Annotated in this window: 14 protein-coding genes; 13 read left to right on the forward strand and 1 reads right to left on the reverse strand. The window is 72.3% G+C overall.

Features of this window, described 5'->3' with window-relative positions:
* The first annotated feature begins 2 nt into the window (after positions 1-2).
* From pyrE to kynU, 6 genes are all read left to right on the forward strand, one after another.
* Positions 3-551 carry an orotate phosphoribosyltransferase gene (pyrE, locus tag ACP4J3_RS25095; protein ID WP_426538105.1) on the forward strand — a complete coding sequence of 183 codons (549 nt, stop codon included), beginning with the start codon at positions 3-5 and terminating at the stop codon, positions 549-551.
* Between the two features lie 154 nt (positions 552-705).
* Positions 706-1,728 (forward strand): class II fructose-bisphosphate aldolase, encoded by a 1,023-nt coding sequence (gene fbaA / locus ACP4J3_RS25100; protein WP_426538107.1) that lies wholly within the window; start codon positions 706-708, stop codon positions 1,726-1,728.
* 89 nt (positions 1,729-1,817) lie between these two features.
* The gene (locus tag ACP4J3_RS25105) at positions 1,818-3,317 is read left to right on the forward strand and encodes an MFS transporter (protein ID WP_426538109.1); all 1,500 of its coding nucleotides are present in this window, start codon (positions 1,818-1,820) and stop codon (positions 3,315-3,317) included.
* A gap of 160 nt (positions 3,318-3,477) precedes the next feature.
* Complete coding sequence (locus ACP4J3_RS25110; RefSeq protein ID WP_194043149.1) at positions 3,478-3,891, forward strand: DUF3151 domain-containing protein; 414 nt, start codon at positions 3,478-3,480, stop codon at positions 3,889-3,891.
* A gap of 150 nt (positions 3,892-4,041) precedes the next feature.
* On the forward strand, positions 4,042-4,914 hold the full coding sequence (locus ACP4J3_RS25115; RefSeq protein WP_426538111.1) for a tryptophan 2,3-dioxygenase family protein: 873 nt from the start codon (positions 4,042-4,044) through the stop codon (positions 4,912-4,914).
* Positions 4,907-6,112: a kynureninase gene (gene kynU / locus ACP4J3_RS25120; protein WP_426538113.1), complete on the forward strand. Its 1,206-nt coding sequence runs from the start codon at positions 4,907-4,909 to the stop codon at positions 6,110-6,112. The genes ACP4J3_RS25115 and kynU overlap by 8 nt, the downstream gene beginning before the upstream one ends.
* A gap of 4 nt (positions 6,113-6,116) precedes the next feature.
* On the opposite strand, the gene ACP4J3_RS25125 is transcribed toward kynU, so the two are convergent.
* On the reverse strand, positions 6,117-6,731 hold the full coding sequence (locus ACP4J3_RS25125) for a TetR/AcrR family transcriptional regulator (protein ID WP_426538115.1): 615 nt from the start codon (positions 6,729-6,731) through the stop codon (positions 6,117-6,119).
* Positions 6,732-6,937: 206 nt separating this feature from the next.
* Here ACP4J3_RS25125 and ACP4J3_RS25130 point away from each other — a divergent pair, with 206 nt between their 5' ends.
* The 7 genes from ACP4J3_RS25130 to ACP4J3_RS25160 all read left to right on the forward strand — a co-directional run bounded on the left by ACP4J3_RS25130 (position 6,938) and on the right by ACP4J3_RS25160 (position 14,604).
* Entirely contained in the window at positions 6,938-7,870 is a 933-nt protein-coding gene (locus tag ACP4J3_RS25130; RefSeq protein ID WP_426538117.1) for an alpha/beta hydrolase family protein, read from the forward strand.
* A 196-nt stretch (positions 7,871-8,066) separates the two neighbouring features.
* Positions 8,067-9,101: an alpha/beta hydrolase gene (locus tag ACP4J3_RS25135; protein WP_426538119.1), complete on the forward strand. Its 1,035-nt coding sequence runs from the start codon at positions 8,067-8,069 to the stop codon at positions 9,099-9,101.
* Entirely contained in the window at positions 9,094-10,362 is a 1,269-nt protein-coding gene (locus ACP4J3_RS25140; RefSeq protein WP_426538121.1) for an acyltransferase family protein, read from the forward strand. Before ACP4J3_RS25135 ends, ACP4J3_RS25140 begins: the two co-directional genes overlap by 8 nt.
* Positions 10,363-10,546: 184 nt before the next feature.
* Positions 10,547-11,806: a sensor histidine kinase gene (locus ACP4J3_RS25145; protein ID WP_426538298.1), complete on the forward strand. Its 1,260-nt coding sequence runs from the start codon at positions 10,547-10,549 to the stop codon at positions 11,804-11,806.
* The gene (locus tag ACP4J3_RS25150) at positions 11,803-12,477 is read left to right on the forward strand and encodes a response regulator (RefSeq protein WP_426538123.1); all 675 of its coding nucleotides are present in this window, start codon (positions 11,803-11,805) and stop codon (positions 12,475-12,477) included. Before ACP4J3_RS25145 ends, ACP4J3_RS25150 begins: the two co-directional genes overlap by 4 nt.
* A gap of 127 nt (positions 12,478-12,604) precedes the next feature.
* Positions 12,605-13,942 carry a sensor histidine kinase gene (locus ACP4J3_RS25155; RefSeq protein WP_426538125.1) on the forward strand — a complete coding sequence of 446 codons (1,338 nt, stop codon included), beginning with the start codon at positions 12,605-12,607 and terminating at the stop codon, positions 13,940-13,942.
* On the forward strand, positions 13,939-14,604 hold the full coding sequence (locus ACP4J3_RS25160) for a response regulator (protein WP_194043133.1): 666 nt from the start codon (positions 13,939-13,941) through the stop codon (positions 14,602-14,604). The genes ACP4J3_RS25155 and ACP4J3_RS25160 overlap by 4 nt, the downstream gene beginning before the upstream one ends.
* Positions 14,605-14,616: the final 12 nt, after the last annotated feature.

Genomic DNA, 14,616 nt, shown 5'->3' on the forward strand with positions numbered 1-14,616 from the left:
GCATGACTGACGTACGCGGCGAGCTGCTGCAGCAGATCAAGGACAAGGCCGTGGTGCACGGCAAGGTGACCCTGTCGTCGGGTCTGGAAGCCGACTACTACGTCGATCTTCGGCGCGTCACCCTCGACGGGGAGGCCGCGCCGCTCGTCGGGCAGGTGCTGCTCGACCTGACCGCCGAGCTGGAGTTCGACGCGGTGGGCGGGCTCACGATGGGCGCCGACCCCGTCGCCGGCGCCATGCTGCACGCCGCCGCGGCGCGCGGGAAGCGGCTCGACGCCTTCGTCGTGCGCAAGGCCGCCAAGGCACACGGGCTGCAGCGGCGGGTCGAGGGCCCGGACATCGCGGGCCGGCGCGTGCTCGTCGTCGAGGACACCTCCACCACCGGCGGGTCCCCGCTCACCGCCGTCGAGGCCGTGCGCGAGGCCGGTGCCGAGGTCGTGGCCGTGGCGACCATCGTCGACCGGGCCACCGGCGCCGCCGAGAAGATCCAGGAGGGCGCGGGGGTGCCGTACCTGTTCGCGTACTCCAAGGACGAGCTCGGTCTGGACTGACAGGCGCTCGGAGCATCCCGGTTCGTCTGGAAAGATGGGGCCGACGACGACGTCACACCCCCCAAAATCTAGGTCAGGGCCGTAAGAAAAAACGCAGTAACGCAGTAGCGCGTTAACGCTGTACGTCAACCCGCACACTCCAAGGAGCGGACAGATGCCCATCGCAACCCCCGAGGTCTACAACGAGATGCTCGACCGGGCGAAGGCAGGCAAGTTCGCCTACCCGGCCATCAACGTGACCTCCTCCCAGACCCTGCACGCGGCCCTGCGCGGCTTCGCGGAGGCGGAGAGCGACGGCATCATCCAGATCTCCACGGGTGGTGCGGAGTTCCTGGGCGGCCAGCACAGCAAGGACATGGTCACCGGCGCCGTCGCCCTGGCCGAGTTCGCGCACATCGTCGCCAAGAAGTACGACGTCACCGTCGCCCTGCACACGGACCACTGCCCGAAGGACAAGCTCGACGGGTATGTGCGGCCGCTGCTCGCCGTGTCCGAGGAGCGCGTCGCCCGCGGCGAGAACCCGCTGTTCCAGTCCCACATGTGGGACGGCTCGGCCGAGACCCTCGCCGACAACCTCTCCATCGCCCAGGAGCTGCTGGAGCGCGCCCGCGCCGCGAAGATCATCCTCGAGGTCGAGATCACTCCGACCGGCGGCGAGGAGGACGGCGTCTCGCACGAGATCAACGACTCGCTGTACACGACTGTCGACGACGCGATCCGTACGGCTGAGGCGCTCGGCCTCGGCGAGAAGGGGCGCTACCTGCTGGCCGCGTCCTTCGGCAACGTGCACGGCGTGTACAAGCCGGGCAACGTCGTCCTGCGTCCCGAGCTGCTGAAGGAGCTGAACGAGGGTGTCGCCGCCAAGTTCGGCAAGCCGTCGCCGTTCGACTTCGTCTTCCACGGCGGCTCCGGCTCCACCGAGCAGGAGATCGCGACCGCGCTGGACAACGGCGTCGTCAAGATGAACATCGACACCGACACGCAGTACGCCTTCACGCGTCCGGTCGCCGATCACATGTTCAAGAACTACGACGGTGTGCTCAAGGTCGACGGCGAGGTCGGCTCCAAGAAGACCTACGACCCGCGCACCTGGGGCAAGCTCGCCGAGGCGTCCATGGCCGCCCGCGTGACGGAGGCCTGCGCCAACCTGCGCTCGACGGGTACGAAGATCAAGTAGCCGTACGCATTCGCCGTACGCATTCGCCGTACGTATTCGGTGAGCCCGGCGCCTGCCCACGGCGCCGGGCTCGCTGTATACCTGAGGCCATGCCCGATGTCCGGCTGGCCTCCCCGCAGGGCAAGTGGATCCTGCTCACCACCATCCTCGGCTCCAGCATGGCGATGCTGGACTCGACCGTCGTCAACGTGGCCCTCCCGCGCATCGGCCGTGACCTGGACGCCGACCTCGCCGCGCTCCAGTGGACCGTCAACGCGTACATGCTGACGCTGGCCGGGCTGATCCTGCTCGGCGGTTCGCTGGGGGACCGCTACGGGCGGCGGAAGATCTTCGTCGTCGGGGTGGTGTGGTTCGCCGCGGCCTCGCTGCTGTGCGGCCTCGCCCCGAACGCCGGCGTGCTCGTCGCCGCGCGGGCGCTGCAGGGGATCGGCGGCGCCCTGCTCACCCCCGGGTCCCTGGCCCTGATCCAGGCGTCCTTCCACCCCGACGACCGGGCGCGGGCGGTCGGCCTGTGGTCCGGCTTCGGGGGCGTCGGCGCGGCCGTGGGCCCCTTTCTGGGCGGCTGGCTGGTGGACGGCCCGGGCTGGCGCTGGGTGTTCCTGCTCAACGTCCCGCTGGCGCTGCTGTGCGCGCCGATCGCGGTGCGGCACGTGCCCGAGTCGGATGGGGGCACCTCCCGCTCGAGCGAAGCCGAGAGTGGGGGAGGCACCAAGCACGGCCGCTTCGACGTACTGGGCGCCGCCCTGGGTGCTCTGTCCCTCGCCCTGGTGACATACGCGCTGATCGAGGCCGGGGAGGGCTCGCCGGTCGTGGTCCTCACGGCGGTGGTCGGCGTGGTGGCCGGGGTCGCCTTCGTGCTGGTCGAGAAGCGCCGCCCCGACCCGATGATGCCGCTCGGCATCTTCGCGTCCCGCCAGTTCACCGCGGTCAATCTCGTCACCCTGTGCGTGTACGCGGCCCTCGGCGGATTCTTCTTCCTCGCCGTGATCCAGCTCCAGGTCGTCTCGGGCTACTCGGCGTTGGCCGCCGGTACGGCGCTGCTGCCGACGACCCTGATGATGCTGCTGCTGTCGGCCCGCTCGGGCGCCCTCGCCGACCGGATCGGCCCGCGCATCCCGCTCACCGTCGGGCCGCTGGTGTGCGCGGCCGGCATGCTGCTGATGCTGCGGGTCGGGCCGGATGCCTCCTACGTCGCCGACGTACTGCCCGCCGTCTCGGTTCTCGGCCTCGGCCTGGTCACCCTGGTGGCCCCCCTGACCGCCACCGTCCTCGCCTCGGTGGACGTCGCGCGGGCGGGGCTGGCCAGCGGCATCAACAATGCGGCGGCCCGCGCGGCCGGCCTCATCGCCGTGGCCGCGCTGCCGGTGCTGACCGGGATGGGGCCGGAGGCGTACCGCTCTCCGGACGCCTTCGACGATGCCTTCGACCAGGCGATGGCCCTGTGCGCGGCCGTACTGGTCGCGGGCGCGGCCTTCGCCTTCGCGACGGTACGCCGCCTGCCCCCCGACTGCACCCGCCCCGAGTGCCGCACACATGGCGGGGTGGTGGCGCCGCCGTTGGAGGGGGCGCCGAGTCGGAAGCGGTTGTAGTTTTTCAGCCCGTCCGGCGTTCGAGGACGAGGCCCGTTCCGGGCCGAAGCGGGGGTCCGGGGGCGGCAGCCTCCGGGAACGGGACGGGTAGGGGCGGCGGGGGGCGGGGAAACCCGGTGGGCACCCGAGCCGTGCCCACCCCATGGGCCAGACTGGACCCATGGCCATTCACGAAAACCTTCTCGGGGGCCCGCCCCCGACCCACCTCCCCGACGACCCCGAGCCGCGCGAGCTGCTCGCCGCCGGCACCGCCCCCGCGGACGTCGCCGCGAAGCACCCGACCTCCTCCCTGGCCTGGGCCCAGCTCGCCGACGAGGCCTTCGAGCGGGGCAGCGTCGTGGAGTCGTACGCCTACGCCCGTACGGGCTACCACCGCGGCCTCGACGCCCTGCGCAGGAGCGGCTGGAAGGGCCACGGCCCCGTCCCCTGGGAGCACGAGCCCAACCGCGGCTTCCTGCGCGCCCTGCACGCCCTCGCCCGCGCCGCCGGCACGATCGGCGAGCAGGAGGAGTACGAGCGCTGCACCCAGTTCCTGAAGGACTCCTCACCCACGGCGGCCCAGACCCTGGGCTAGGGCGACGGCGCTCCCCGCAAGGCCCGCCGATGTGATCAGGCGGGCCTTGCGATGTCCGGGGCGATCCCGGAACATGCCGGGTGGGGACCGGGGCCCCTTTGCCGATAACGGCAGGGCGGACCGCTACCCGGAGTTACACAGGAGACAGCAATGTCCCAGCAGGCTCATCAGTCCGCGGAGACATCACCGGAAACCTCCCCGGAGACTCAAGAGCCCGAGACACCGCATCTCGACTTCGCCGGCACCACGCCCTACGAGGACTACGTCAAGGCGGACGTCCTCACCCACCTCCAGCACACCCTCTCCGACGACCCCGGAGAGATGGTCTTCCTGGTCACGACCCAGGTCATGGAGCTGTGGTTCACGGTCATCGTCCATGAGTGGGAGACCGCGGCCCGGGCGCTGCGCGAGGACCGGCCGGGCGTGGCGATCGACGCCCTGAAGCGTTCCGTACGGGAGCTGGAGGCGCTGAACGCCTCCTGGAAGCCGCTCGGTCAGCTCACCCCGGCCCAGTTCAACGCCTACCGCAGCGCCCTCGGCGAGGGATCCGGCTTCCAGTCGGCGATGTACCGCCGGATGGAGTTCCTGCTCGCCGAGAAGTCCGCGTCCATGCTCGTCCCGCACCGCGGCGCCCCGCGCGTGCACGCGGAACTGGAGAAGGCCCTGCACGAGCCGAGCCTCTACGACGAGGTGCTCCGCTTCCTCGCCCGGCGTGGCTGCGACATCCCCGAGGCCGTCCTCACGCGCGACGTCTCGCAGCGCTACGAGCCGTCCGACGCGGTCGAGGCGGCCTGGACCGCGATCTACGCGGGCGACCAGAACGCCGAACTCGCCCGCCTCGGCGAGGCGCTGACCGACGTCGCGGAACTGGTGTGGCGCTGGCGCAACGACCACCTGGTCGCCACCCGCCGCGCGATGGGCGCCAAGCCCGGCACGGGCGGCTCGGCCGGCGTGGCCTGGCTGGAGAAGCGGGCGCGCAAGAACGTCTTCCCCGAGCTGTGGACGGCGAGGTCCCATGTCTGAGCTGGTGACGAGGGCGGGGGCGCTGGACGCCGCCGACGAACTGGCCGGGGTCCGCAAGCAGTTCGTCCTCGATGACGTCGTGTACCTGGACGGGAACTCGCTCGGCGCCCTGCCCGCGAACGTCCCCGGCCGCGTCGAGGACGTCGTGCGCCGGCAGTGGGGCGAGCTGCGGATCCGCTCCTGGGAGGAGAGCGGCTGGTGGACCGCGCCCGAGCGGATCGGCGACCGGATCGCGCCGCTGGTCGGCGCGGCGGCAGGGCAGATCGTGGTCGGCGACTCGACGAGTGTCAATGTCTTCAAGGCACTTGTGGGGGCCGTGCGGATTGCGGAGGCCACCGGGTCCGGTTCCGACTCCGGCCGCGACGAGATCCTCGTCGACGCGACCACCTTCCCCACCGACGGCTACATCGCCGCGTCGGCGGCGCGCATGACCGGCCGTACGCTGCGGCCGGTGGTGCCCGCCGAGGTGCCGGGCGCGCTGAGTGACCGTACCGCCGCCGTCCTGCTGAACCACGTCGACTACCGCACCGGCCGGCTGCACGACCTGCCGTCCCTCACCGCCGCCGTGCACGCCGCGGGCGCGCTCGCCGTCTGGGACCTGTGCCACAGCGCGGGCGCGCTGCCGGTCGGGCTCGACGAGCACGGCGTGGACCTGGCGGTCGGCTGCACCTACAAGTACCTGAACGGCGGCCCGGGTTCACCGGCGTACCTGTATGTGCGCCGGGACCTCCAGGACCGCTTCGACTCCCCGCTCCCCGGCTGGAACTCGCACGCCGACCCCTTCGGCATGCGCGGCGACTTCGAGCCGGCGGCGGGCGCGCTGCGCGGTCGCGTCGGCACGCCGGACATCCTCTCCATGCTCGCCCTGGAGGCGGCGCTGGAGGTCTGGGAGGGCGTGTCGATCGAGGCGGTGCGGGCGAAGTCCCTGGCGCTGACGGACTTCTTCCTGGAGTGCGTGGCGGAGTATGTGGGGGAGGGGCGCGTGGAGTCCTTGACGCCGGTGCCTCACTCGGAGCGCGGCAGCCAGGTGGCGCTGCGGTGCGAGGACGCCGGGGACGTGATGAAGCGGCTGATCGAGCGGGGGGTCGTGGGCGACTTCCGGCATCCCGATGTGCTGCGGTTCGGTTTCACGCCGCTGTATGTGGGGTTCGCGGAGGTGGAGCGGGCGGCGCGGGTGCTGGGGGAGGTCTTGCCGTAGCTCCTTAGCCCGGGCGTTGACGTACGTACACCCCCGCCACGGCAGCCGCATGCGCGGCCCGCGCGGCGCGCTCCGCGGCGGGGGCGTCGGGAACCACCCCGGTCGTCAGCAACTGGTAGTACAAGGGCGCCGACACCGCCCGTACGACCGCCTCCGCGTCCGTCCCGGTGGGCAACTCCCCTCTGGCGACGCCCTGTTCCACGCACGGCGCCCACTCGGCCACCCGCACCTCGTAGAACCGCCGCAGCGCCTGCGCCGTACGTTCGTCGCAGGTCGCCGCGGCGATCACGGCGCGGAACAGCGCACCCTGCCGGGGGTCGGCCAGCGTCCGCCGCACCAGCGCCGCGTTGGCGCGCAGGTCGTCCAGCACCGACCCGGTCTCCTCGCGCGGCAGCGACTGCTCGGCCATGTCGGCGAGCAGATCGGCCACCAGCCCCGTCACCGAGCCCCACCGCCGGTACACGGTCGTCTTGCCGACCTCCGCGCGGCGGGCGACGTCGGCGAGGTCGAGGCCGGCGAAACCCTGCTCCGCCAGCACGTCTCCGGCCGCCCGCAGCACGGCCGTACGAACACGCGCGGTACGCCCTCCGGGACGTACGGTGCCGGGTTCGGCGGACATATCGGCCTCCTTGGTGCACGGCGAGGTGCGGTGCGATCTCCGGGGCCAGCGTAACGAAACGGCAGAACCGTTTACCCCTCACCGAGCGTGACATCCGCGTGTCGGCGCATGTAACGGGCCTGGTACCGTCCCCGCCAACGGCCGATTCCCACCTGGTCCGCCCATTGTTCTCGTCCAAATCCGTTTCGTCGCTGAGAGGTTGGAGCATGCCGGACGACGCCGTAGCTGCCCGGGACGCCGCCGAGGAGCAGTCGGCCTTCTCGCACCCGCCCGTCGATCCCGACGCCATCGCGTCCTACGGCGACCACCCCGACCAGGTGATCGACTTCTACGTACCCCGCGGGGAGACCGCGGCGAGCGGCGTGCCGGCCCCGCTGGTCGTCGTCCTGCACGGCGGGGCGTGGCGGGCCCCTTACGACCGCCGGCATGTCACGCCGTTTGCGCAGTTCCTCGCGCGGCGGGGGTTCGCCGTGGCCAATGTGGAGTACCGGCGGGGGGCGGGCGACGGCGGTGCTTCGGGGGCGGCGGGTCCGGGCGGCGGTCCGGAGGCCGCGGGGCCGGGTGGGGGCGGTCCGGTCGCCGGGCGCTGGCCGGAGACCTTCGACGATGTCGCCGCGGCCCTGGACGCGCTGCCCGCGCTCGTACGGGAGGCTCTTCCGCAGGCCGATCCGCGCCGGACGGTGCTCACCGGCCACTCCGCGGGCGGCCATCTGGCGCTCTGGGCGGCGGCCCGCCATGTCCTCCCGGCGGACGCGCCCTGGCGCATCGACCGGCCCGCGCCCCTGCGCGGTGTGGTCGCCCTCGCCCCGATCGCCGACTTCACGGTCGCCGACAAGCTGGATGTCTGCTCCGGCGCGGCGCGGCAACTCCTCGGCGGCGACGCGGAGTTCGCCGAGCGCCAGCCGTACGCCGACCCCGCGTTCCTGCTCCCGACGGGCATCGCGACCACGCTCGTCCAGGGCCGCACCGACATCGTGGTCCCGCCGGCGGTCGCCGAGTCGTACGCGGACGCGGCGGCGAAGGCGGGGGAGGTGGTCGGTCTGACGCTGCTGGAGGACGTAGGCCACTTTCCGCTGATCGATCCTGCGGCGGATGCGTGTGCGGTGGTGGTGGAGGAGATCGCGCAGTTGGCGTGGTGACCGCTTCATCTTCCTCGGGGTTCCTCGGGGTTCCTCGGGGGTTCTCGGGGTTCCTCGGGGTGACCCTTCATACCCGTAGTACCTGAGAGCTACGTCGCAGGTGAGTTCCCTGGTGTGACGCGGACGACGAGTCCGGATCCGTAATTTCCCCTCCAGACAAGCCCGATGGCCGGGCGGACTGGAAGGGAAGACGACCATGGGGCGTACGGGGCGTACGACAGGGACCGCCGAGGCCGGGGCGGGGCACCGGACCGGCGAGTACGGGAAGCCCCGCCGTACCCACCGTCGGCGCCGAGCCCTCCTCGCCGCGCTGATCACCGCCGCCGTGGTCGTCCCCCTGTCCGGTGCCGCCCGCCCGGAGATACCGGCCCCGGCCCCCGCCGCCCTCGCACCCGTGACGGCGACGACGCTGGACAAGGCTTACGCGGCCAACCGTGCCAACGCCGCCGAGGCGGCCCGCATGGCCGCGGCCCACGGCAACCGGGACCGCGCCGCCGCCGATCGTGAGATGGCCGACGCGTCCCGCCAGTTCCTCACCTTCGACGGCCGCGGTGCCGGCCTCGCGACAGAGGTCTTCGGCGACCTGGCCCACGCCGACCGCATCGCGGTCCTGGTACCGGGCTCCGACACGTCCATCGACACCTATGACCGTTTCCGCGACGCCGCCCGCGCCCTGTACGAGCGGCTGACCAGCGAGGTCCCGCAAGGCACCGGCACCGCCGTGGTGGCCTGGCTCGGCTACGAGACCCCGGGCACGGTCAGCACCACGGTCACGACGACGGGCCGAGCCGAACAGGCGGCCCCGAAACTGCGGGAGTTCATACGGCGGTTGCGCGCCGTCACCGGTCAGGAGGCCCGCCTCTCGCTGCTGTGCCACTCCTACGGCTCGGTGGTGTGCGGCCGTGCCGCCTCCCACCTGGACGTGGACGACATCGCCCTGGTCGGCAGCCCTGGCACCGGCGCGGACACCGCCGCGGCCCTGCACACCCCGGCCCGCGTCTGGGCGGCTCGCGGCGGTGACGACTGGGTCGCGGAGGTGCCGCACGTCAGCGTCGACCTGCTCGGCACGACCGTCGGCTTCGGCACCGACCCGATCTCCCCGTCGTTCGGCGCCCGTGTCTTCGCGGCGGGCGACGGCGGCCACAGCGACTACTTCAGGCCAGGGTCGACGTCCCTGGCGAACCTGACCCGCATCGTCCTGGGCGAGACCTCGGAGGTGACCCATGGCTGAGTCGACGGCGACAGCGCGCCTGAGTGGCGCCTGGAAGGGCGTACACCGGGGCGCCGCCCAGGTCGATGCCGCCACCCCCGCCGACCGTGACCGGGCGGTCGACGCCCTGCGGGCCTTCGCCATCCTCGGCGTCGTCCTGGGCCACTGGCTGGTGACGGCCCTGGTGGCGGACGGCGCAGGGGCGGGCCTGCGCACCGCGAGCCCGCTCCACCACCTGCCCTGGCTGGCCCCGATCTCCTGGGTCTTCCAGACCCTCGCCGTGTTCTTCCTGGTCGGCGGGCATGTGGCCACCCGCGGCTACACCTCGGCGCGGGAGCGCGGCACGACGTACGGGCAGTGGCTGAGGTCCCGGCTGTCCCGGCTGTTCAAACCGGTGGCGGCGGTCCTCGTCCTGTGGACGGTGGCGTCGGCGCTGCTGCTCCTGTCGGGCACGGACGTCGACACCGTCCACACCCTGTGCAAACTGGCGCTGTCCCCGCTGTGGTTCCTCCTGGTCTTCGCCGCGCTGACGGCGGCGACACCGCTGTTGCTGCGCCTCAACCCGCTGTGGCCCCTGGCCGTCGTCCTCCATGTGGACCTCATCCGCTTCGGCCTGGGCGGCCCGGACTGGCTCGGCTGGGTGAACCTGGCGGCGGGCTGGCTGGTGCCGTTCACCCTGGGCGCGGCCTGGACCCGGGGCGAGCTGGAGCGCCGGCATGGGGGTCCCCCCGCTCGAGCGAATTCGAGAGTGGGGGAGGGCTGGATCCTGCTGAGCGGCGGCGCGGTGACGACGGCGGCGCTCGTCGCCTGGGCGGGCTATCCGGCGTCCATGGTCGGCGTGCCCGGTGCCGGTGTCTCCAACCTCAACCCGCCGACGCTGGCCGCGGTCACCTTCGGGCTGGCGCAGTGCGGCCTGGCGCTGCTGCTGCGCGCACCGCTGCGCCGCGTGATGCGCCGCCCCCTGGCCTGGGCGGCGGTGGCCGTGCTCAACCTCTCCGCGATGACGATCTTCCTCTGGCACCAGACGGCCCTGATGGCCACCACGGCCACGGCCCTGACGGCGGGCCACCTCCCCGGCCTGCACACGGTCCCCGACGACCTCGGCTGGGTGGCGGCCCGGGTGCTCTGGCTCCCGGTGTTCACGCTGGCCCTGGCGGTGTGCTGGACGGCGTTCCGCGGGTATGAACAGGGCCCGCGCCGCCCGACCGGCCGTGCGTCCCGGGTGATCCGTTCCCGCCCGGCCGCTCGCGGTACGGAAGCGAAGGCACACCGCCATGTCTAGGGTTGACCGCGTGAACGGCGAGGAGTGCGGCCCCAAGTCCGAGGAGAGGCGCGTTGTTCCCGCAGTCGCCGAGAGCGCCCGGCCCCCGCAGGGGTCGCCCGCACCCGGCGACGAACCCGCCTCCAAGCCCCGCCACCGTCTTCGCAGGGCCCTCGGCGCATCCCCCTCCCCCACCTTCCCGCACCTGTCCCGGTACCGCTGGCTGCGCTGGCTGACGATCCTGCTGACCTGCTATCTCGCTCTCGGCGTCTTCCTGGCCGGCGGCACCGACATGAGCGACGACTACGGACTCGGCGTCGCTCAGGGCCTGTTGGCCGGCGGCGTCCAGGGCGTGGCGGTCGTCCTCGCCCTGCGCCGGCCCGGTCTCGCCTGGGCCCTGTCACTGGGCGGCGCGGTCGTCACGGCCCTGGCCGTCCGCGGGATGCTTCCGACCCGCCAACCGGGCCCCAACTGGCCTTGGAGCACATCGGAGATCCTCGCCCATGCCGCCATCTTCCTTCTGCTCGCCCTGAGACCGACGACGCGCACGGCGCTCGTCGCTCTGGCGGCGACCGGCGTGGCGACGTTCGTCGTGCAGGGGATCATCGGTGGGGGGCAGTACTCGTCGACGGGAGTGACGGCGGTCGCCGTCTTCGCCGTCGCCGTCCTCGTCGGCACCGCGCTGCGCGGCCGCAGGGAGGCCCGTACCCAACTCGTCGAGCAGGAGACACTCACCGCCGAGGAGCGGGCCCGGCGCACCGTGCTGGAGGAGCGCAGCCGCATCGCCCGCGAGCTGCACGACGTGGTCGCCCACCACATGTCGGTGATCTCCATCCAGGCCCAGGTGGCCCCGCACCTGGTGGAGAACCCCTCCGAGGAGCTGCGGGAGAACCTCGCGGGCATCCGGCAGAACGCGCTGGACGCCCTCACCGAACTGCGCCGTGTGCTGGGCGTCCTGCGCTCCGAGACACCGGAGGGTGCGGAAGACCCCTACGGCCTCGGCGGTCCCGGCACCGGAGCCGCTCCCGACGCCCCCCAGCCCGTGCTGGACCGGCTGGACGCCCTCATCGAGAACACCCGTGCCGCCGGACTGGACGTCGTCACCGACATCAGGGGCGAAGCCCCGCCGTACCCCACGGGCGTGGAGCTGTCGGCGTACCGGATCATCCAGGAGGCGCTCAGCAACGCCCTGCGGCACGCGCCGGGCTCGCAGGTGCGGGTCGAGGTCTCCCACGACTTCCGCGGCCTGCATCTGGGCGTCGTCAACTCCCGCCCGCAGCACCCCGCCCCGGCCGGCCCGGGCGCGGGGCACGGCCTGCTCGGCATGCGGGAGCGCGCGGCCATGCTCGGCGGCCACCTCACCGCGGCCCCCACCCAGCACGGCGGGTTCGCGGTCTCGGCCTTCCTCCCGCGGGGCGACACCCCGGCACCTTCCCACCCCCCGACAGGAGAACCGACCCCATGACGAGCAGCCCGATCCGCGTAGTCATCGCCGACGACCAGCAGATGGTCCGGCAGGGGTTCTCCGTGCTGCTCAACACCAAGCCCGACATCGACGTGGTCGGCCAGGCGGTCGACGGCCTGGACGCGGTCGCGAAGGTCGCCGAGCTGGTCCCTGACGTCGTCCTGATGGACATCCGCATGCCCGAGCTGGGCGGCATCGAGGCCACCCGCCGCATCACGGCCGCGGCACCGCACATCAAGGTGCTGGTGCTGACGACGTTCGACCTCGACGAGTACGTCTACGAGGCGCTGTGCGCGGGCGCCTCGGGCTTTCTCCTCAAGGACGCCTCCGCCGACCAGCTCGCGGAGGCGGTACGGGTCGTGGCGGCCGGCGACGCGCTCCTCGCGCCCGTCATCACCCGCCGCCTGATCACCGAGTTCTCCCGGCTGAGGGAGCGTCCCCGCGCCCCGCTGAAGAAGCGCGTCGAGGACCTGACCGAGCGCGAGACGGAGGTCCTCGCCCTGATCGCTCAGGGCCTGTCGAACGCGGAGATCGCCGAGCGCCTCGTCGTGGCCGAGCAGACGGTGAAGACGCACGTGGGCCGGATCCTGGTGAAGCTGGGGCTGCGCGATCGTACGCAGGCGGCGGTGTTCGCGTACGAGTCGGGGGTGGTGCGGCCCTCGGGGTACTGACCGGGCATGTGTCGGGGCACCGACCGGGCCCGACCAGCGGGGATACCCGTAGTACCTGAGATGGACCCGCCGGAACCCCTCTCCATGGGGACGACCGCGACCTCCCCTGGCGCATACCGTTCTGTACGTGACCGAGACGACCCAGATGCCGACCCCGCCGCCCAGGGACGAGGCCAAGCCGCGCAGCCCGGAGTTCCGGCTCGCCGCGAACGCCCTGCGCGGGCTGCGGCAGGACCTGTTCCACGACGCCTTCGCCTACCGCCCCCTGGCCCGCATGAGCGTGGACGGGCCGGTGACCCGGCGGCTGCCGGGCCGGCTGCGGGAGTACGCGGCCTGGACACCGCACACCCTGATCACCGGGATCGCCGTGATCACGCTGTTCATCGGGGCCGTCGACAACGACGCAGGCGTACTGATCGGCCCGCTCACCGCGTTCCCCGTCCTGCTGACCATGCTCCGGCCCATCGGCGCGTTCTGGCTGTCCATGGCGGCTGCCCCGGTCAGCCAGGTCTTCGGCGACACCATGGACGGCTATCCGTGGCTGCCCGCGAGTTTCGCCTGCCATCTGACCGTGCTGACGGTCGTGGCCATACGCACCCGACCGCGCACGGCGGGATACATGTGGGCACTCACCGCGGTGTACGGCTTCGTGGCGGACGTGATGCTCGGCCCGTCTTACTACTACGGCGACGACACCGCCCCCATGCTGGTGTTCTCCGCGCTGATCCTCCTCGTCGTCGCCATCTGGCACACCCGCAGGGAGGCCCGCCAGGAGGTGACCGCCCAGCAGACGGTGACCGCGCACGAGCGCTCCCGGCGCACCCGGCTGGAGGAGCGCACCAACATCGCCCGTGAGCTGCACGACGTGGTGGCACACCACATGTCCGTGGTCGCGATCCAGGCGGAGGCCGCCCCCTACCGGGTGGAGAACCCCCCGCCGGAGCTGGAGCGGGCCTTCGCCACCATCCGGGAGAACGCGGTGGCGGCGCTGACCGAGCTGCGCCGGGTACTGGGCGTCGTCCGCGCCGAGGACTACGAGGCCCCGGACGCCCCGCAGCCCACCCTCGCCGACCTGGACGGACTGCTGGCGAATGTGCGGGACACCGGACTGAGCGTCGAGAAGACGGTGACCGGAGCGGTGCGCGCCCTTCCGCAGGGCGTGGAGCTGTCGGCGTACCGGATCGTGCAGGAGGCGCTGAGCAACAGCCTGCGGCACGCGCCGGGAGCGAGTGCCGCGGTGGAGATCGGGTACGTCCTCGGCGGGCTGGGCCTGCGCATAGTCAACGGCCCGCCGCCCGCGCCGAGCCTGGTGAAACCCTCACCGGGCGCCGGGCACGGCATCACCGGCATGCGGGAGCGGGTCACCATGCTGAACGGCGAGATGACGGCCGGCCCGACGGACGACGGAGGCTACGAGGTGACGGTGTTCCTGCCGGTCGCGGTGACGACTGAGGACGCGTCATGACCATCCGTGTGCTGATCGCGGACGACCAGATGATGGTGCGTGAGGGCTTCTCGGTCCTGCTGAACGCGATGCCGGACATCGAGGTCGTCGGCGAGGCGGTCAACGGCCGTGAGGCGGTGGACCGGGTCCGTGAACTCACCCCGGACGTCGTGCTGATGGACATCCGCATGCCGGAGCTGAACGGCATCGAGGCGACCCGGGAGATCGTCGCGGCGGACGGCGCGGCCAAGGTGCTGGTGCTGACCACCTTCGATCTCGACGAGTACGTGTACCAGGCGCTGCGCGCGGGGGCCTCCGGCTTCCTGCTCAAGGACGCCTCGGCGCGCCAGCTCGCCGACGGGGTGCGGGTGGTGGCGGCCGGCGAGGCGCTGCTCGCCCCCTCGGTCACCAGACGGCTGATCACGGAGTTCTCCAAGCTGTCCGACTCCCCGCGCCTGATGCCGTCCGCGCACGCGGCGTACGGGGATCTGACCGAGCGGGAGACGGAGGTGCTGGTGCTGATCGCGCAGGGCCTGTCGAACTCGGAGATAGCCGAGCGGCTGGTGGTCGCCGAGTCGACGATCAAGACCCACGTCAGCCGGATCCTGGTGAAACTGGGGCTGCGGGACCGTACGCAGGCGGCGGTGTTCGCGTACGAGGCGCGGTTGGTCACGCCGGGCTGAGGCACCGGGGCT

This window comes from Streptomyces sp. UG1, assembly GCF_049974585.1.
Taxonomy (GTDB): domain Bacteria; phylum Actinomycetota; class Actinomycetes; order Streptomycetales; family Streptomycetaceae; genus Streptomyces.